Here is a 17,872-nt window from a genome sequence, read left to right on the forward strand (position 1 = left end):
CAGCCACATCAACCGAGTCCCATCGGGGCCGTGGCCAGTTGATGCGCAAAAAGAACCCCGCTCCTTCAGACAAGACCCGGGAGAGGTGGCTCTGTCGGAAGCGGGGTTCGAACTTTATCAAAATGGTCTGCATGTTCATTCTGCGCCGCAGCATTGTCCCGGTCAACGACAGCGGGGCAATGCTCAGGCACCACCGCATGAAATCCGCCCATCGCCCATATCCCGACCTCTCAAAAGTGGTATTTGCCGGGTTTTATCGCGAAATGATGGTTCCGCGCGGCGACTCACCCAGAAAATCCCGCGCGCGGGCGGGGTTTGAGCGCGGCGGACGGGCGCTGTGCAGCTGCAGAAGAACCCGATCACCGGCGCGTGCCATCCCCCCGGATCCGGGAAGCCGGGATGGCGCGCCCCGAAAACGCCTCAGCCGAGCGTGGCCAGAAAGGCGTCGATCCCCGCCTGCGCCACCGCCTGATCCTGCGCGGGCGTGCCGGAGGAGACGCCGATCCCCCCCACCACCGCGCCCGCAACCAGCACCGGCAGGCCGCCGCCCACCACCATCAGCCGCCCGCCAATCGCCGAGGCGATGCCATAGGCCGGGGCACCGGGCTGGCTGGCCGCGCCATATTCATGCGTCGCCTTTTTCGCCGCCGAGGCGGTGTAGCTCTTGTCGATGGCAATGGTGATCGAGGTCACCTTGCCGCCATCCATCCGCTCAAAGGCGATCAGATTGCCGCCCTCATCGGTGATGGCGATGCACATCGGCACGCCGATCTCCGCGGCTTTCGTCCGGGCGCCTGCCAGAAGCACCCCGGCATCGGCAAGATCAAGTCTTTGTACTGTCAGCATTTTCAATCCTCAGGCAGCTTTGACCGCACGCCGGGCGGCATGCAGCAGGGGTTCGGTATAGCCCGAGGGCTGGGTGACGCCCTGCAGGATCAGATCGCGCGCGGCGTTGAAGGCCGTGCCGTCAAAGCCCGGCGCCATCGGGACATAGGCGGCATCCCCGGCGTTTTGCGCATCGACCTTCGGCGCCATCCGCCGCAGGCTCGCCTCCACCGCCTCCACGGTGGTGATGCCGTGCAGGATCCAGTTCGCCAGATATTGCGAGGAAATCCGCAGGGTTGCCCGATCCTCCATCAGCGCCACATCGTTGATGTCCGGCACTTTTGAGCAGCCTACCCCCTGATCGACCCAGCGCACCACATAGCCGAGGATCGACTGGCAGGCATTGTCCAGCTCTCGCGTGACTTCCTCGACCGAGAGGTTGCGGCCAAACATCACCGGCGGCGTCAAAAGATCCGCGCGCGAGGCTTTCGGGCGGGATTTCAGGCTCTCCTGCAGCGCCGCCACATCGACCTGATGGTAATGCGTGGCATGCAGCGTCGCCGCCGTCGGGCTGGGCACCCAGGCGGTGTTCGCCCCCGCTTTCGGATGGCCGATCTTCACGCTCAGCATCTCGGCCATGCAATCGGGTTTCGCCCACATGCCCTTGCCGATCTGCCCGCGCCCGGCCATGCCCGCGGCCAGACCCGCATCGACATTGCCCGCCTCATAGGCCGGCAGCCAGAGCGAGGTCGCCATTTCGGCTTTCGGCACCACCGGCCCCGCCTGCATCGAGGTGTGGATCTCATCCCCCGTGCGATCCAGAAAACCGGTGTTGATGAAGACGCAGCGATCCTTCACCGCCGCGATACAGGCGGCCAGATTGGCCGATGTGCGGCGCTCTTCATCCATCACGCCGATCTTCACCGTGTTCTGCGGCAGGCCCAGAATGGCCTCCACCCGGGTGAAGAGCGTATCGGCAAAGGCCACCTCTTCCGGCCCGTGCATCTTCGGTTTCACCACATAAATCGACCCTGCGCGCGAGTTTTTGGCCCCGGACTTGGCCAAATCATGCATGGCGGCGGCCACGGTGACCATGGCATCCATGATCCCCTCGGGCGTTTCCTGCCCCTGCCAGAGCACGGCATCCGTGGTCATCAGATGGCCGACATTGCGCACCAGCAAGAGCGCGCGGCCCGGATGCGTGACCGGCTTCCCCTGCGGGTCAAGATAGGTCACATCGGGGTTCAGGCTGCGGGTCATCACCCGGCCGCCCTTCTCAAAGCTCTCGCTCAGATCGCCGCGCATCAGGCCCAGCCAGTTGCTGTAGATCAGGCATTTATCCTCGGCATCCACCGCCGCGACGCTGTCTTCACAGTCCTGAATTGCGGTCAGCGCGCTTTCCAGCCGGATGTCGGCAATGCCCGCCGGATCGGCGGCGCCGATCACCGAAGCGCGGTCAATCACCACTTCGATCAGCAAGCCATTGGCGCGCAGGAAGATGTTGCCCTCAGTGGTATAGCCCGCGAATTGCGCGGGATCGGCGAGCGTGGTCGCCCCCGCCGGGGTGGTGATGCTCAGCGCGGCATCTGCCACCGCAAGACCCGTCACCTCGGCCCAGGACCCTGCGGTCAGCGGCACGGCGCGGTCGAGATGCGCGCGCGCCCAGGCGATCACCTCGGCCCCGCGTGCGGCGTCATAGCCCTTGCCCTGCGCCGCGCCGGGAATCGCATCGGTGCCATAGAGCGCGTCATAGAGGCTGCCCCAGCGGGCGTTGGCGGCGTTCAGCGCGAAACGCGCATTCATCACCGGCACCACCAGCTGCGGCCCGGCCATCCGCGCGATTTCGTCGTCGACATTCTCGGTGCCGAGCGTGAAAGGCGCAGGTTCGGGCTGCAAATAGCCGATTTCGCTCAGAAAAGCGCGGTAGGCCTCGCCGTCGAACGGTTCTGCCCGATGCGCCAGATGCCAGGCGTCGATCTGCGCCTGCAGATCCGCGCGCTTGGCCAAAAGCGCGGCGTTCACCGGCGCGAGATCGGCCAGAAGGGCCGCATAGCCCGCCCAGAAATCCTCGGCGCTCACGCCCAACAGCACGCGGGTCTCGATCAGCGCGGCCAGTTCGGCGGCCACTTGTAGCCCGGCGCGGTCAACATAGTTGGTCATGGGATCCTCCAGTCATTGGCTCGGTTTCAGGCGCCTCCGGGGCAGCCTGCGTTGCCCCCTGCCTAACGCAGCCTGCCGCCTCTTGTGAGAAATGGAAAAATGTTTTTCACTATGTGGAAAGGGAGTCAGATGGAACAGGCAAAATCCGAGGGTGTGCAGTCGGTTGCGCGGGCGTTGACCCTGCTGAAGGTGCTGGCGCAGCATGATGAGGGCAGCCGGGTCAGCGATATTGCGCGGCAGACCGGATTGGCGGTGTCCACCGCGCACCGGCTTCTGACCACGCTGGAAGTGGCGGGTTTCGCGCAATTCGAGAGCGATACCGCGCTGTGGCATGTCGGGCGCGAGGCTTTTGCCGTGGGGTCGGCCTTTGGGCGGCGGCGCAATTTCGTGGCCCCCGCCCTGCCGTTTCTGCGCCGCCTGCGCGATGCCACGCGCGAAACCGCCAATCTGGGCTTGCTGGATGCCGATCAGCTGGTCACCGTCTCGCAAGTGGAAAGCCGCGAAATCATGCGCGCCATTTCGCCCCCGGGCGGAAGGGTGCCGGTGTTTTGCTCCGGGATGGGCAAGGCGATTTTGGCCACCTGGCCCGATGCCGATATCGCCGCCTTTGCCGCGCGCACCGGGTTCCATCCGCTCACCAGCCGCTCGCACCGCGATCTGGCGACCGCGATGGCGGAGATTGCGGACATCCGCGCCCGGGGCTGGGCGCTGGATGATGAGGAACATGTGACCGGGCTGCGCTGTGTGGCCGCCGTGGTCTGGTCGCCGCAGGGCGAGGCCGCCTGCGCGATCTCGGTCTCCGGGCTTGCCGCACGGCTGACGCCGGAGCGGTTGCCGGTTGTGGGGCGACAGGTGATGCAGGCCGCCCGCGACCTGACCGAGAGTTTGGGCGGCGTCGCGGGGCCGTTGTGACCCGGGTCGCCGCGCCGTGCCGCCCCCGCCCCCGCCCCGCGCAGGCGCGGACATTGTGGAAACATCCCGCCCGCAGCACCACCGCGGTTGACAGAAGCCCCCGCCACACCGTGTAATCGGAGATTGTCGGACAATGGGAGATGTCAGGGCCGTGCGTGATCCATTGATGGTGGTGACCCTCTCGACCAATGATTATGAGCCCCGACAGCGCGTCTCGGCGTTTGAGGCGGCCGCCGCCTCCATCTGCAAGCTGGCGATCGAGCCGACGTATGAAGACAGTTACAGTTCGCATACCACCATCAAGTTGCTGCCGGGGGTGGTGACGGCCCGCACCAGCCATTCCGCCTCGGTCACGCGCCGCACGCGGGCGATGGCGGCGGATGAGGCGGATAATCTTCTGATCCATGTGCCGCTGAACCAGGGGTTTCAGATGGCGCAACTCGGCGGGCAGGAGGTCAGCTGTGGCGCGGGTCAGGTCTATCTTGACCCCAATGAAGTGGCGGGCCGCGCAGAGTTCGGCGCGCCGCAGACCGAGATGTTCTACATTTCGATCCCGCGCGCGGCACTGGCCCTGCCCGCCCGCACGCTGAACGGCAGCCTGCGCGAAGTGGTGAAGATGACGCCGCAATGGCGGCTTTTTGTCGGCTATGCCCAGATGCTGCACAGCGAAGCGGCGACGCTCGGCGCGGATGAAATCGGCCTCTGCACGTCGCATCTGCACGAATTGGCGCGGATGGCGCTTTGTGCCGATGAGAATGAGCGGCTGCAGATGCAGGGCCGCGGGGTGCGGGCCGCCCGCCTGCGCGCGCTGAAATCCGACATCGCGGCGCATCTGGCGACGCCGGGGATGGGCCTGGCGGAAATCGCCGCGAAGCAAGGGATTTCAGAGCGTTACGCCCGCGCCCTCTTCACCGATGAGGGCACGACATTTCGCGATTACGTCACAGGGCGGCGCCTGCAACTGGTGCACCGGATGCTTCTGGATCCGGCGCAGGATCACCGCTCGGTCAGTGATCTGGTGATGGCGGCGGGCTTTGGCGACCTGTCGTGGTTCAACAAATGCTATCGCCAGCTCTATGGCGAAACGCCGTCGGACAGCCGCGCCGCCGCGCAGAGGGCGCGCTGATCCGTCTGCACCGCCCTTTGTGCCGCCCAGCCCGCAATCAGTGCCGCCCACCCCAAGAACAGCGGCGGCGTTCCGCATAGCCTGAGCATATTGATCGCGGCAATTTCGGCCGCGCCAAACCGGTGAGTAAGAGGTACGGGCCAGGGATGACGCATTTCAGTCTGGGAATTTCACTGCGCCTGATGCGCCAAACCTGGCCCTTTTTGCTGTTTCGGGTGCTGGTCTATTTCGGCATCGCCGCGGGCTTTGTGCTCGCCACCGGCACCGGTGCCGGTCTGGGCTATGGCATCGGCGGCTTTTGGGACGATGAAACCCGGCTGGGCGCGGCTGTCTGGGGCGGCGTCGGCGGCTTTGGCCTCAGCGCGGGCCTGCTCTATCTCGCGCGCGAATATCTCCTGTATCTGGTCAAAGCGGGCCATATCGCGGTGATGGTCGAGGCGTTGCAGGGCCGCGCCCTGCCCGAGGGGCAAGGGCAGATCGCCTATGCCCGCGCCATTGTGACCGCGCGTTTTGGTCAGGCGAGCCTGCTGTTCGGCCTTGATCAGCTGGTCAAAGGGGTGATCGGCGCGGTGACCGGCCTCTTGCAGGGGCTGTTCAGCATCCTGCCGATTCCCGGGCTGGAGCGGGTGATGGCGCTGGTGCGCGCCTATCTGAAAGTGGCCGTCGGCCTGATGGATGAGGTGATGCTGGCGCATGTCCTGCGCACCCGCGCCGAAAACCCCTATGCCGCCGCGCGCACGGCACTGGTGCTTTACGCGCAAAACGCCCGGCCCCTGCTGATCAGCGCCGCCTGGATCACCGCGCTGATCTGGCTGCTGTCAGTGGTGGTGTTTGTGCTGATGCTGGCGCCCGCGGCGGCGCTGGTCTGGTTCCTGCCCGGTCAGGCCTCGGCCGCCAGTCTGGTTTTTGCGGTGCTTTTTGCCTGGGCGGTGAAGGCCGCCCTGATCGAACCTTTCGCCATTGCCTGCCTTTTGCAGGCGTTTTTCACCGTTTCCGAGGGCCAGAGCCCCAATCCAGAGTGGCAACGCAAGCTGGACGGGGTTTCTGAGCGTTTCAAGACCCTCGGCACCCGCGCAATGTCCTGGACGGGGCGCGGGTCCACTTCCTCTTCCAACACCGGAGATGCCGCATGAAACCCTGGATTGGCGTCTTCGTGACCGCCCTCACCCTTCTGGCGACGCCCTTGGCCGCCGAAACCCCGCGCACGATCATCGTGATGGATGGTTCCGGCTCGATGTGGGGGCAGATCGACGGCCGCCCGAAACTTGAGATTGCCCGCGACACGGTGGCGACGGTCCTCGCCGGAATTCCCGCCGGGCAGGCGTTGGGGCTGATGGCCTATGGTCATCGGCGCAAGGGTGATTGTGGCGATATCGAGCTGATGGTGCCGCCCGCCGCGGGCACCGCCCCCACGATTGCCGCTGATGTCAACGCGATGAAATTCCTTGGCAAAACGCCCCTGTCCGAGGCCGTGCGCCAGGCCGCCGAAGCCCTGCGCTATGGCGAAGAGGCCGCGACTGTCGTGCTCGTCACCGACGGGTTGGAGACCTGCGCCGCCGATCCCTGCGCGCTCGGGCGCGAGCTGGAGGCCGGCGGGCTGAACTTTACCGCCCATGTCATCGGCTTTGGCCTGACCGCAGCCGAGGGCGCGCAGGTCTCCTGCCTCGCGGCGGAAACCGGGGGCAAGTACATTCAGGCCGGCGATGCGGCGGGCCTTGCCGAGGCGCTGACCGCCACCGTCACCACGCCGGCCGCCCCGCCCGAAACCGCCGCCGCCCCCCTGCCCGAAGCCCGGCTGACCGCGCCGGATGAGGCCGCCATTGGCACCATGGTGCAGGTGGGCTGGACCGGACCGCAGGAGGATTTGGACACGATCGAGATCGTCGCGCCGGTGGATGACAGCTATCTCGAATATGCCTATGTCTCCGAGGGCAATCCGGTCTCGCTGCAGATGCCGGGCACGCCGGGGATCTATGAGCTGCGCTACAAGCATCAGGATCACAGCATTGTCGCCACGCGGCCGATCACCGTCATCGAAGGGCCTTTGGCGCTGATGGCGCCCGATCAGGCCGCGGTGGGGCAGTTGGTCCCGATCGGCTGGAACGGACCGAACGCGGTCTATGACAATATCCAGCTGCGTCTGGCGGGCGACGACAGCTATGTCGATTATGCCTATGTCGCCAGCGGCAATCCGGTGGTGCTGCGGATGCCCGACACCGCGGGCAACTACGAATTCACCTACAAATTCAACGATGCGCAGGTGCTGATCACCCGGCCGATCACCGTGCTGCCCGCGGGCAGTACACCGGTGCTGGCCCCCGCGAGCCTCTCTGGCCCCGCCAGCGCGGCGCCGGGCGCAGATCTCTACATCGGCTGGACCGGCCCCCGCGCGGCGGGCGACCGGATCGAGATCCGCGCCCCGGGCGAGGCCGGGGCGCTGGCCTCGGCCGATGTGGAAGACGGCACCCCCGCCAGCCTGACCGCGCCCGAGACGCCCGGAACCTATGAGTTGATCTATCATTTCCAGTCCGAGGATGTGCTGGCCCGCGCGCCCTTGACCGTGGCGGCGGATATGCCCGCCGCCACAACGCCCGGCGGCCCGGTGCCGGTGACGATTGAAGCGGATCAGGGGGGGCTGGAGCTCTCGGTCCAATGGTCGGCGGTGCCCGCCACGGATGTCGCCAACCCGCTGCCGCCCGAGGCCTGGGCGCTGAACGACCGCGTCTCGGCCCCGGTGGCGGCCAGCTTTCTGCCCGGCGTCTATGACGTGCGCGGCGAGGCGGGCGATCAGGTCTTCACCGGGCGGATCACCGTGGTGGCGGGGGCCGAGAACCATTTCGTGATCCCCTATGATCCGGCGCAAAGCCCGGCGGGGCCCGATGCGCCCGGGGCTGGCGCCGCACAGCCGGGTGATCCGGTCGCCCTGAAGATCTCGGGGGAATATGTGGGCATGCGCATCCGCTGGCAGGCCACCCCGGCGGGGGGGCAGGACAGCCTGATGCTCGGCAGCGGCGATTTTGCCGCCGAGGCCTGGGACACCCGGCTGGATCCCGGCCGCTGGCTGATCGAGGGTCAGGCCGAGGGAGGCCAGGGCCCGCTCTATGTCGCGGTGATCTCGGTGGCGCCGGACGGCCCCGCGGCGATCACCCTGCCCCGCACCGTGGCGGCGGACCGCAGCGCCTTTGCCCTGCCCGATGGCGCCGAGGGCCTGGCGCGCTGCGTTGCAGAGCCTGCCTGCTATGTCACCGATGCCGCGGCGGGGCTGCGCTACCACCTTCTGCCCGGTTGGGCTTCCGGTGCCGGCTATGGGATGGAAACCGCTGCCGGGGTCGCGGCCACCCAGCCCAGCGCGGAATTCTACACCGGAACGCCGCTGGCGGTGCAGATGGCGCTGAACCCGCGGCAATGGGCTGCCAGCCTCGGGCCCTGCGAGGCGGTATCGGTCGGCCTGCTCTGCGCGGTGACCGGCACCGACCCTGCCGCCCTCGCCCTGTTGCGCAGCACGTTGGGCGCCGCACGGGCTGAGGATGCCGCCGCCACGACGACACCCACCGCGACACCATCGGCCGCAACCGCCTCCGGCACCGGCCCTGATCTGGCCGAGGTGATGCGCAGCCTTCAGGGCATCGCGATCACCGCACCCGAAGGCCTTGATCTGCGAGAGTTTCTGGCCCCCGGCCTTGCAAAGGACACCCAATGACCCGCATTGCATTCCTGCCTGTCATCGCCGCGCTCGGCCTCTCTGTCCCGCTCGCGGCACCTGCCCGCGCCGAAGCCAACCTCGGCACCGGCGGCAAGGCGGTCTATGCAGACTGCCGCGACGGCGGCTGCCGCTGCACGCTGAGCCCGATGACCACCGATGAGGTGAGCGCGCTGATCGGCACCGCGCCGCCCGAGGGGGCGCGCGACTGGGTCGTGGTCTCTTATGCCGACAGCTATTTCTGGAGCGCGCAAAGCCTTGAGGACATTGACAGCGCCATGGGCGGCGACGGGCGCTGTGATCTGGAGGTTTTCGCCCCGGTGGTGCCGCGCGACGGCACCTGGACGGGCAAGGTGCGCACTACGAAGATCGCGGGTTGCCCGGAGGGTCTGGCGCAGACCCTGCCCGGCATGGTCAGCGGCATGGTTTTCGCCCGCCGCATCGCCTGGGGCGGGGTGTTTCACCCGGCGCAGCTGAACATGAACCCCTCGGATCAGGTGGTGAACTGGACCGAGATCGGGCCGACGATGTTTCAGGGGAAACTGGTGGCGCCCGTGCAGAATGACATGCTGAGTGTCTCAGGCACGCTGACCTCATCGCTGGTGGATGAAGACAGTGCGGTCGCCCGTTTTCACCTGCGCGTCGGGGCCGGTTCGGGCGCCAATGCCGCCGCCCTCGCCATGTTGGGCATGGCCGATTGCCGCGTCGATTCCACCTATCAGTTCAAACGCAGCGGGGCCTGAGGCGACGCGGGCCTGAGGTGGCACAGGGGGGGGCACAGGGCGCGGGGCGGGTGGCGCGGGTCGGCAGAGGCAGCCCCTGTCCCCGGTTGCGGCTCTTGCAGCGCGCGGCGGCATTGTGGGATGGTGTGACACCAGCCCGCTGCAGCACAGGATGCGATGGACGCGATACCAACCCTGACCACCGCCAGGCTGATCCTGCGCCCGATGCAGGCCGGGGACTGGCCTGCCTACCATGCGCTGATGGCCTCGGACCGCGCGCTGCATATGGGGGGGCCCTTCTCCCCCACGGCCGCCTGGGGGATGTTTTGCAGCGATCACGCGCAATGGAGCCTCTTTGGCCTCGGGGCGCTGATGATCGAGGACCGGGCAAGCGGCCACTGCCTCGGGCAGGTCGGCATCAACACCGGCCCCCTTTTTCCCGAACATGAGCTTGGCTGGTTCCTCTATCCAGAGGCGGAGGGGCATGGCTATGCCTGCGAGGCCGCATCGGCGCTGCGCGACTGGGCGAAAGAGGGCCGGCATCTCGCCACGCTGGTCAGCTATATGGACGCTGCAAACGCCAGATCCGCCGCGCTGGCTCTGCGGCTGGGCGCCCGGTTGGACGCGCAGGCGGCACGGCCCGACCCCGGTGATCTGGTCTATCGGCACTATTGACGGGCACGGGGCCCAAATGACCCGCGCGGGCAGGATAGGCGGGCCGCAGCGAATTGACGGGCGCGGGCAGATCACCGGCCATGCCACGCGCTGCCCGTGATCCTCACGCTCCTCATGCTCGCTGCAGCCGCTGCAGCCGCTGGTGATGACGGTGGCGCGGCGCGCCTGCCGTGATGCGAGGGTTGCAGGCACACGGTGGTCCCGGTCGGCATCCTTCACCGCCGAAGATCATTCTATCCATATGTAAAACACGGGAAATTCAGAACAGCGCATCCCCCGCAGCAAAGCCCTGGAAACCGAAATCCGCCCAAACAGCGTCCTGCCGCGCAACCGGCGATTGACTTCACGGCCGTTCGGCGGCATCTCTGACGCTGATGGTTCCCGCGTCGGCAAAAGCTCCGAACGGGTGAAAAGGGAATGCGGTGAGGAGTAGCCATCAGGCGCCGAATCCGCGACTGCCCCCGCAACTGTGAGCGGTAGCCAACCCCGATATGCCACTGGTGCCCTGCACCGGGAAGGCGGGGAAGGCCACGATCCGCGAGTCAGGAGACCTGCCATCATGATCGAAGCCACACCGGGCGGGGTGCCCCGGAGAAAGACCGCATGTGCCGATACCGGCATCCATCCAGCCTGACCGCCAGATGCAGCGGTGCCGGGGCTTTTGCCCGGACACCCTTGTTGCGCCTTCTTCAACCCCGTCCTTCGTTTCATGAAGGACGTCTCTGATGCTGAAAAACGCACCAAAAACCGAACCGAAAACCGGCCTGAAAACCAAACCTGGAACCGGGCTGAACATGGGGTTCACCCCCAAGCTGACGGCCATGATCACCGCCGTTCTGGCCCTCTCCGCGGCCACCGCCGCCGGGGCCGCCGAGACCCGCTATCCGCTGACCCTCGACAATTGCGGGCATGTGCTGACGATACCGGCGCGCCCCGACAATGTGGTCTCCATCGGGCAATCCACCACGGAAATCCTCTATGCGCTGGGACAGGCGGACCGCATGGCCGGCACCGCGCTCTGGTTCAACGCGGTGCTGCCCGCCTATGAGGCGCAAAACGCCCGGGTCGCGCGGATCAGCGACAACATGCCCAGCTTTGAAGCGGTGGTGAACAAGCGCCCCGGTTTCGTGCCGACGATGTTTGAATGGATGATCGGCGCCCAGGGCGCGGTCGGCACCCGTCCGCAATTCGCCGATCTGGGGATCCCGGCCTATGTCATGCCCACCGATTGTGAGGGCAAGGACAATCTGGTCGGCGCCGATGGCACCCGGCTGGCCCCCTTTGACATCGGCACCCTGTGGAAGAGCATCGCGCAGATGGCTGAGGTCATGGATGCGCAGGATGCGGGTGCCGCGCTGATCGCCGATCTGCAGGCGCGCGATGCGGCGGTCGTGGCGCGGGCGCAGGCGATGGCGCTGCCCGATGCCTCGGCGGCGGTCTGGTTTTCCTCGGCCGATCTGGAACTTGACCCCTATATGGCGGGCGGGATGGGGGTGCCGGCCTGGATGCTGGCGCGGCTCGGCCTGCGCAATGTGGTCACGTCGGATGAGGAATGGCCGACGGTGGGTTGGGAAACCATCGCCCGCGCCGACCCTTCGGTGCTGATCATTGCCCGGATGGACCGCCGCCGCTTTCCCGCCGATGATGTCGCGGAAAAGCTGCGCTTTTTGCAGTCTGACCCGGTGACGCGGCAGATGACGGCGGTGCGCGAAGGCCGCATCGTTGTGCTGGATGCCGAGGCGATGCACCCCGGCATCCGGCTGATTGACGGGCTGGAAGTGCTGGCCGAGGGCATGGACGGGCTGACGCAATGACCGATTGTGCATCGGTGGCGGTGGCTCAGCGCCGCAGGTCCCTGCCCTGGCTCTGGGTGCCGCTCCTCGTGGTGCTGGCCCCGATGATCGGCACCGCTCTGGGCGAGACGCCGATCCCGCTCGGCACGGTCTGGCAGGCGCTGGCCAATCAGATCTGGGGCGCGGACCATCTGATCGACCCGATCGATCAGGGCATCATCTGGTCGTACCGCCTGCCGCGCGCGCTGGTGGCCGGGAGCTGCGGCGCGGGCCTCGCGATCTCGGGGCTGGTGCTGCAGACCCTGTTGCGCAACGCGCTGGCCGATCCCTATCTTCTGGGGATTTCGGCGGGTGCCTCCACCGGCGCGGTGCTGGTGGCGGTGACCGGTCTCGGCGCGGCCTTCCTGCCGATGTCGGCGGGGGCGCTTTTGGGCGCGCTCGCGGCCTTCGGGCTGGTCGTCGGGCTGGCGCGGCTGGCGGGCGGCGGGCCGGGGGCACGCGGGGCGGCACAGATCGTGCTGGCGGGCATTGCCGGGTCGCAGCTGTTCAATGCGTTGACCAGTTTTATCATCGCGCGCTCGGCCAGTGCCGAACAGGCGCGCGGCATCCTGTTCTGGCTCCTTGGCAATCTCTCGGGGGTGCGCTGGGAGGATGTCGGCCTCACCCTCGTGGCGGTGCTGCTCGTGCTGGGCGCGGCGCTGTGGCATGTGCGGGCACTTGACGCTTTCACTTTTGGCACGGAATCCGCCGCCTCGCTGGGCGTGCCGGTGCGGCGGGTGCAGGCGGTGCTGATCCTTGCCACGGCGGCGGCGACGGCGGTGATGGTCTCGGTCACCGGCGCCATCGGTTTTGTCGGGCTGGTGGTGCCGCATGCCGCGCGGTTTCTGGTGGGCAGCGCCCATGCGCGTCTGGTGCCGGTCTCGGCGCTGATCGGCATGGTGTTTCTGATCGCCGCCGATGTCATCGCCCGGGTGCTGGTGCCGGGCCAGACCCTGCCCATCGGCGTGGTCACCGCGCTTGTCGGGGCCCCGGCCTTTGCCATCATCCTGATCCGCGCGGGGGCCGGCCGATGACCCTCTCCGCCCATGATCTGACACGCCGGGTGCGGGGCCGCACCCTGCTCGACGCCGTCAGCCTCACCCTTGCCCCCGGCGAGATGCTGGGGCTGATCGGGCCGAACGGCTCGGGCAAATCGACGCTGCTGCGGCTGATGGCGCGGCTGATCCGCCCCGACCGCGGGCATCTGACGCTGCACGGGCGGCCGATGGAGGACATGCCGCAGCGCGAGATCGCCCGGCAGATCGCGCTGGTGGCGCAGAGCGCCGAGACCACAGACCGCATCCCGGTGCGCGATGCGGTGGCGCTGGGGCGGACGCCCTGGCTGGACGCGCTGCGCCCCTGGTCTGACGCGGATGAGGCCGAGGTGACACGGGCGCTGGCGCGGGTCGATCTGACCCATCTCGCCGCGCGGGACTGGTCGACCCTCTCGGGGGGCGAGCGGCAGCGCGCGCATATTGCCCGGGCTCTCGCGCAGAACCCGCAGATCCTACTGCTGGATGAGCCGACGAACCATCTCGACATCCGCCATCAGATGTCGATCCTCGATCTGATCGGCACCCTCGGCCTCTCCACCGTGATCGCGCTGCATGACCTCAATCAGGCGATGCGCTGTGACCGGGTGGCGGTCTTGCATCAGGGGGTGCTGGTGGCGCTCGGCCCGCCCTCAGACGTACTGAGCCCTGAGCTGCTGGCCCGGGTCTTTGGCGTCCGCGCAAGCCCGCTGATTGATCCGCAAGACGGCAGCCGCCTGATGCGCTTTCACCCCCTTCATTGAAAGAAACCTTTGATGCGAAACGCACTTTCCGCAATCACCTTTATGATCATCCTGCCCGCGACGGCGGCTTCCGCGACCCATGAGGTGAAAATGCTCACCCGGGGCGAGAGCGGCAGCATGGTCTATGAGCCCGCCTTCCTGCAGCTGAACCCCGGCGACAAGGTCCGCTTTGTCGCCACCCAACCCAGCCATAATGTGGCCAGCATCCCCGAAATCTGGCCCGAGGATGCCGCGCAGGTGAAAGCCCCGATCAACGCGGAGATCGAGATCACTTTCGAGACCCCCGGCCTTTACGGCATCAAATGCAGCCCGCATTACACGATGGGGATGGTCATGCTGATTGCGGTGGCACCGGTGGCGCTGGCGGATCTGACCGTCCCCGCCACGCTGCCGCCGATGGCCCGCGACCGTCTGACGGGCATTGTGCGGCAGATGCAGCCCGAGTAACGCCCCCTCCGCGCGGTGCTCAGCCCTGCAACGCCGCGGCGACATCGGTGAAGGCGGCGGTCAGCGCCGTCTCCAGCTCGGCCAGACCCGGGCGTGTGCTGCGGAACAGGCCCCATTCATAAGGAATGGCCACCGCCAGCGGCAGGATGCGGATGCCCTGCAACGCGATCCCGCGCGCCGAGACCGGATCAACCAGCGCGATGCCAAGGCCCGCCCGCGCCGCCAGCATCGCATTGAGCGAGCTGTTGGTGGTCAGTTTGGCGATGGGCACGATCCCCTGATCGCCAAAGGCCGCGTCGATCCGGTGGCGGATCCGGTAGCTGTTGCCGACGCTCAGAAGCCGCGCCTCGCGGAACGCGTCCAGCGCGACCACCTCGCCCGCATGATCTTCGGCCACCACCGCCACCAGATGGCTCTCGGCCTGCGCCAGACAGTCAAGCCCGGCATGCGCCAAAGGCAGCGCCGAGACGGCATAATCCGCCTCGCCCCGCAAGAGCGCCTGCACCAGATGCTCGGCATCCATCGTCGGCAGGGCCACTGTCCCCGGAAGCTCCGCGCCCAGCGCCCGCAGCATCTGCGGCACCATCCCCGCCGACATCGCCGGGGTCGCGGCCAGGGTCAGCGATTGCACCCGCTCTTCGCGCAGATTGGCGGCCCGCTCGGCCACCTGAGCATAGCTGGTCAGCAGGCGCTGCGCATCCTCGTAAAACTGCACGCCTTTCGGGCTGGGCGAGATCCGGGGGCCGTTGCGCTCAAACAGGGTAAAGCCCAGCACCGCCTCAAGATCACGCACAAGACGGGTGATCACCGGCTGCCCGATGCCCAGACGCTTGGCCGCCGCGGTCATCGAACCCGAGGCCATCACCGCTACGAATGCCTCTATGCCGCGCATATCCGGCATATCACTATTCTTGATTGACATAATTAAACCCAAATCATCCGATTTTAGCATAGACAGCCCGGCACTATGCGCTTTATGAATACAGAATGTCTCCATCACTGGGGCGGGAAAAATTCAAGAGGTTCTTTTGACACGGAAATCGGATGCCATTGACCGGGCCGCTGGCCTGGCGCCCGAGGGGGCGATCCACGCCTTGCGCCGTTTTCGGCCGGAATTCGTTGACGGGGCCGAGGCCTGCCGTGCCGCCGTGCTCAGCCCCGAAGAGGCTTTGGGCCTGTCGGAGGATCTGCGGCAGGCGGTGGCATACCGCGCGGCGCGGGGCGCGGAAAACCCCGCCCTTCTCGGGGTTTACCGGGTGCCGGAGGGCGCGGATCTGGCCACGCTGGCCCGGGGCGAGACCCCGGCCGACCCGGCCCTCGCGGCGCTCGCGCGGCATGCCGACATGATCGCGGCGCGGCCCGCAGAGGCCAGCGGTCAGGATCTGGCCATGCTGCAAGCAGCGGGGTTCACCGTGCCGCAGATCATCGCGCTGTCGGAGCTTCTGGCCTATGTCTGCTTTCAGATCCGCGTCGCGCATGGTCTGGCCCTGATGGAGGCCGCCGGATGACCACCGCTGACACCCGCACCAAGACCGCCGAAATCCCGCAGATCAAACTGAAGCCGCTGTCCTGGACGCCCTATCTGCCCCCGGTCGAGATCAACGAGGCGACGCCGCGCCAATTGGCAGCGATGCAGGTGACGCCTTCGGCCAAAAAGGTCTCGCCCTATGTGCGCACGCTGGCGCATGACCCCGACAGCTATGTCGCGCGCACCCTGTTGTTCAATGCGATCATGTATGTGGAGGGCGGCCTGCCGCGCGAGGACCGCGAGCTGGGCGCGCTGGGCGCCTCGCTGGTCAATGGCTGCCGATACTGCGCCAATGTGCATGCCCGCCAGCACTCCCGGCTGCGGGACTCGGCGGCGGTGATCTCGGCGCTTTATGCCGGGCGGCGCGATCTTTTGGCGCCGCGCGATGCCGCGATCATGGATTTTGCCGAGGCGCTGACCGCCACCCCGCCCCGCGCGGAGGCCCGTCATCTGGCCGCGCTAAAGGCGGCAGGGATGGACAATACGGAAATAATTGATCTGATCCATGCCATCGCGATCTTTGGCTGGGCCAACCGCCTGATGCACCCCCTCGGCCATTCCACCTGAAGGACAGCTCTCATGACCCCCATCGACACCCCGAATGCCCCCGCCGCCATCGGCCCCTATTCGCAGGCGATCCGCATCGGCGATCTGCTCTTCGTCTCGGGCCAGCTGCCGATTGACCCCGCCACCGGCGCCTTTGCCGCCGAGGATGCCGTGGGGCAGATGACGCAATGTCTGGCCAATATCGCGGCGATTGCCACAGCGGCGGGCACCGACATCTCGCGCACCGTCAAGACCACGATCCTGCTGACCGATCTTGGCCCCTTCGCCCAGATCAACGAAGCCTATGGCGCGGCCTTTAGCGCCCCTTATCCGGCGCGGGCCTGCTATGAGGTTTCGGCGCTGCCCAAGGGCGCGCTGGTCGAAGTTGAAGCTGTGATCGCCTGCTGAAATGACCAACCTCACCGCCCCCGCCTCCGCCTGCTGCGCCCTGTTGCCGCTGCCCGATTGCGCGGGCCGCGCCTGGGCCCGCCGCGCCATCGCGCTTTTGCAGGGCGATGCGCGCCGCTCTGCCGACACCCATCTGATCAAGCCCGTCTTCGGCGGGCTGACCGGCATCGACATCTATCTGAAAGATGAGAGCACGCATCCCACCGGTTCGCTGAAACACCGCCTCGCGCGGTCGCTTGTGCTCTATGGGATCTGCAACGGCCACATCGGCGAGACGACGACGCTGGTCGAGGCCTCATCCGGCTCGACCGCCGTTTCCGAGGCCTATTTCGCCCGGCTGCTTAACCTGCCCTTCATCGCCGTGATGCCGCGCACGACCTCGCCGCAGAAGATCCGCGAGATCGAGCGGTTCGGCGGGCGCTGCCATTTCGTCGAGAAATCCTCGGAGGTCTATGCGGCGGCGCAGGCGATTGCCGAGGAAACCGGCGGCCATTACCTCGATCAGTTCACCAATGCCGAACGTGCCACCGACTGGCGCGGCAACAACAACATCGCCGAGAGCATCTTTGCCCAGATGGAGGGCGAGGCACATCCCGTCCCCGATTGGGTGGTGATGAGCGCGGGAACGGGCGGCACTTCGGCCACCATCGGGCGCTACATCCGCTACCGCAATCTGGCGACGCGGCTCTGTGTCGTCGATGTCGAGCATTCGGTGTTTTACGACAGCTATTGCTCGGGCGACCGCGAGGTGACCTGCACGCAAGGCTCGGGCATCGAAGGGATCGGCCGCCCCCGCGTGGAGCCCTCGTTCCTGCCCAGAGTGATCGACCATATGATCCGCATCCCCGATGCCGCCTCGATCGCCGCGATGCAGATCCTGTCGGATCTGATCTTCCGGCGGGTGGGCGGTTCGACCGGCACCAATTTCTTTGGCCTGTGCTGGGTGGCCTCGGAAATGCGCAAGGCGGGGCGCGAAGGCTCGCTCGTCTCGGTCATCTGCGACAGCGGCGCGCGCTATACCGATACCTATTACAACGACGCCTGGCTGGATGCGAAAGGCTATGATCTGGCCCCCTGGAAACGCGCGTTGGAGACCTTTTTGGAGGGCGGCGATCTGGTGCTGCCGTAAGGCCGCGGACCAACCCACCGGCGCGCCCAGCGCGACATCTCAGGAAAGGCCCGTGTTTCACGGGCCT

At 67.0% G+C, this 17,872-nt stretch carries 17 protein-coding genes and 1 riboswitch; of the genes, 14 read left to right on the plus strand and 3 right to left on the minus strand.

Features of this window, described 5'->3' with window-relative positions; translation table 11 throughout:
* Positions 1-420: 420 nt before the first annotated feature.
* Positions 421-846, minus strand: a complete 426-nt coding sequence (locus ACEN2S_RS10575; protein WP_441865969.1) for a GlcG/HbpS family heme-binding protein — start codon at positions 844-846, stop codon at positions 421-423.
* Between the two features lie 9 nt (positions 847-855).
* Positions 856-2,985: a malate synthase G gene (locus tag ACEN2S_RS10580; protein ID WP_441865971.1), complete on the minus strand. Its 2,130-nt coding sequence runs from the start codon at positions 2,983-2,985 to the stop codon at positions 856-858.
* Positions 2,986-3,114: 129 nt separating this feature from the next.
* Between ACEN2S_RS10580 and ACEN2S_RS10585 the strand changes: the two genes are divergently transcribed.
* The 10 genes from ACEN2S_RS10585 to ACEN2S_RS10630 all read left to right on the plus strand — a co-directional run bounded on the left by ACEN2S_RS10585 (position 3,115) and on the right by ACEN2S_RS10630 (position 14,194).
* Complete coding sequence (locus tag ACEN2S_RS10585) at positions 3,115-3,897, plus strand: IclR family transcriptional regulator (protein WP_441865973.1); 783 nt, start codon at positions 3,115-3,117, stop codon at positions 3,895-3,897.
* A 151-nt stretch (positions 3,898-4,048) separates the two neighbouring features.
* Complete coding sequence (locus tag ACEN2S_RS10590; RefSeq protein WP_441865975.1) at positions 4,049-5,023, plus strand: helix-turn-helix transcriptional regulator; 975 nt, start codon at positions 4,049-4,051, stop codon at positions 5,021-5,023.
* Positions 5,024-5,169: 146 nt separating this feature from the next.
* Positions 5,170-6,156 (plus strand): hypothetical protein, encoded by a 987-nt coding sequence (locus ACEN2S_RS10595; RefSeq protein WP_441865977.1) that lies wholly within the window; start codon positions 5,170-5,172, stop codon positions 6,154-6,156.
* The gene (locus ACEN2S_RS10600) at positions 6,153-8,723 is read left to right on the plus strand and encodes a vWA domain-containing protein (RefSeq protein ID WP_441865979.1); all 2,571 of its coding nucleotides are present in this window, start codon (positions 6,153-6,155) and stop codon (positions 8,721-8,723) included. The genes ACEN2S_RS10595 and ACEN2S_RS10600 overlap by 4 nt, the downstream gene beginning before the upstream one ends.
* The gene (locus tag ACEN2S_RS10605) at positions 8,720-9,466 is read left to right on the plus strand and encodes a hypothetical protein (protein ID WP_441865981.1); all 747 of its coding nucleotides are present in this window, start codon (positions 8,720-8,722) and stop codon (positions 9,464-9,466) included. The genes ACEN2S_RS10600 and ACEN2S_RS10605 overlap by 4 nt, the downstream gene beginning before the upstream one ends.
* Positions 9,467-9,622: 156 nt before the next feature.
* Positions 9,623-10,120: a GNAT family N-acetyltransferase gene (locus ACEN2S_RS10610; RefSeq protein ID WP_441865983.1), complete on the plus strand. Its 498-nt coding sequence runs from the start codon at positions 9,623-9,625 to the stop codon at positions 10,118-10,120.
* Positions 10,121-10,478: 358 nt separating this feature from the next.
* Positions 10,479-10,693, plus strand: a riboswitch (cobalamin riboswitch).
* A 221-nt stretch (positions 10,694-10,914) separates the two neighbouring features.
* Positions 10,915-11,934 carry an ABC transporter substrate-binding protein gene (locus tag ACEN2S_RS10615; RefSeq protein WP_441866153.1) on the plus strand — a complete coding sequence of 340 codons (1,020 nt, stop codon included), beginning with the start codon at positions 10,915-10,917 and terminating at the stop codon, positions 11,932-11,934.
* Positions 11,931-12,986 (plus strand): FecCD family ABC transporter permease, encoded by a 1,056-nt coding sequence (locus ACEN2S_RS10620; RefSeq protein ID WP_441865985.1) that lies wholly within the window; start codon positions 11,931-11,933, stop codon positions 12,984-12,986. Before ACEN2S_RS10615 ends, ACEN2S_RS10620 begins: the two co-directional genes overlap by 4 nt.
* Positions 12,983-13,747 carry an ABC transporter ATP-binding protein gene (locus ACEN2S_RS10625; RefSeq protein ID WP_441865987.1) on the plus strand — a complete coding sequence of 255 codons (765 nt, stop codon included), beginning with the start codon at positions 12,983-12,985 and terminating at the stop codon, positions 13,745-13,747. The genes ACEN2S_RS10620 and ACEN2S_RS10625 overlap by 4 nt, the downstream gene beginning before the upstream one ends.
* A gap of 12 nt (positions 13,748-13,759) precedes the next feature.
* Positions 13,760-14,194, plus strand: a complete 435-nt coding sequence (locus ACEN2S_RS10630; protein ID WP_441865989.1) for a pseudoazurin — start codon at positions 13,760-13,762, stop codon at positions 14,192-14,194.
* A 19-nt stretch (positions 14,195-14,213) separates the two neighbouring features.
* Here the strand turns inward: ACEN2S_RS10630 and ACEN2S_RS10635 are convergent, their stop codons facing one another.
* Complete coding sequence (locus ACEN2S_RS10635; RefSeq protein WP_441865990.1) at positions 14,214-15,095, minus strand: LysR family transcriptional regulator; 882 nt, start codon at positions 15,093-15,095, stop codon at positions 14,214-14,216.
* Positions 15,096-15,222: 127 nt separating this feature from the next.
* On the opposite strand from ACEN2S_RS10635, the gene ACEN2S_RS10640 reads away from it, so the two are divergent.
* Genes ACEN2S_RS10640 through ACEN2S_RS10655 form a run of 4 tightly spaced genes read left to right on the plus strand, consistent with a single transcriptional unit; the run spans position 15,223 to position 17,805 of the window.
* Entirely contained in the window at positions 15,223-15,702 is a 480-nt protein-coding gene (locus ACEN2S_RS10640) for a hypothetical protein (protein WP_441865992.1), read from the plus strand.
* A complete protein-coding gene (locus ACEN2S_RS10645; protein WP_441865994.1) occupies positions 15,699-16,289 on the plus strand; it encodes a peroxidase-related enzyme in 591 nt (196 codons plus the stop codon). The genes ACEN2S_RS10640 and ACEN2S_RS10645 overlap by 4 nt, the downstream gene beginning before the upstream one ends.
* Positions 16,290-16,301: 12 nt before the next feature.
* Entirely contained in the window at positions 16,302-16,676 is a 375-nt protein-coding gene (locus ACEN2S_RS10650) for a Rid family detoxifying hydrolase (protein WP_441865996.1), read from the plus strand.
* A 1-nt stretch (position 16,677) separates the two neighbouring features.
* Positions 16,678-17,805: a PLP-dependent cysteine synthase family protein gene (locus tag ACEN2S_RS10655; protein WP_441865998.1), complete on the plus strand. Its 1,128-nt coding sequence runs from the start codon at positions 16,678-16,680 to the stop codon at positions 17,803-17,805.
* The last annotated feature ends 67 nt before the right edge of the window (positions 17,806-17,872 follow it).

Origin of the sequence: Phaeovulum sp. W22_SRMD_FR3, from assembly GCF_052113705.1 — a bacterium.
Taxonomy (GTDB): Bacteria; Pseudomonadota; Alphaproteobacteria; order Rhodobacterales; family Rhodobacteraceae; genus JBGQOG01.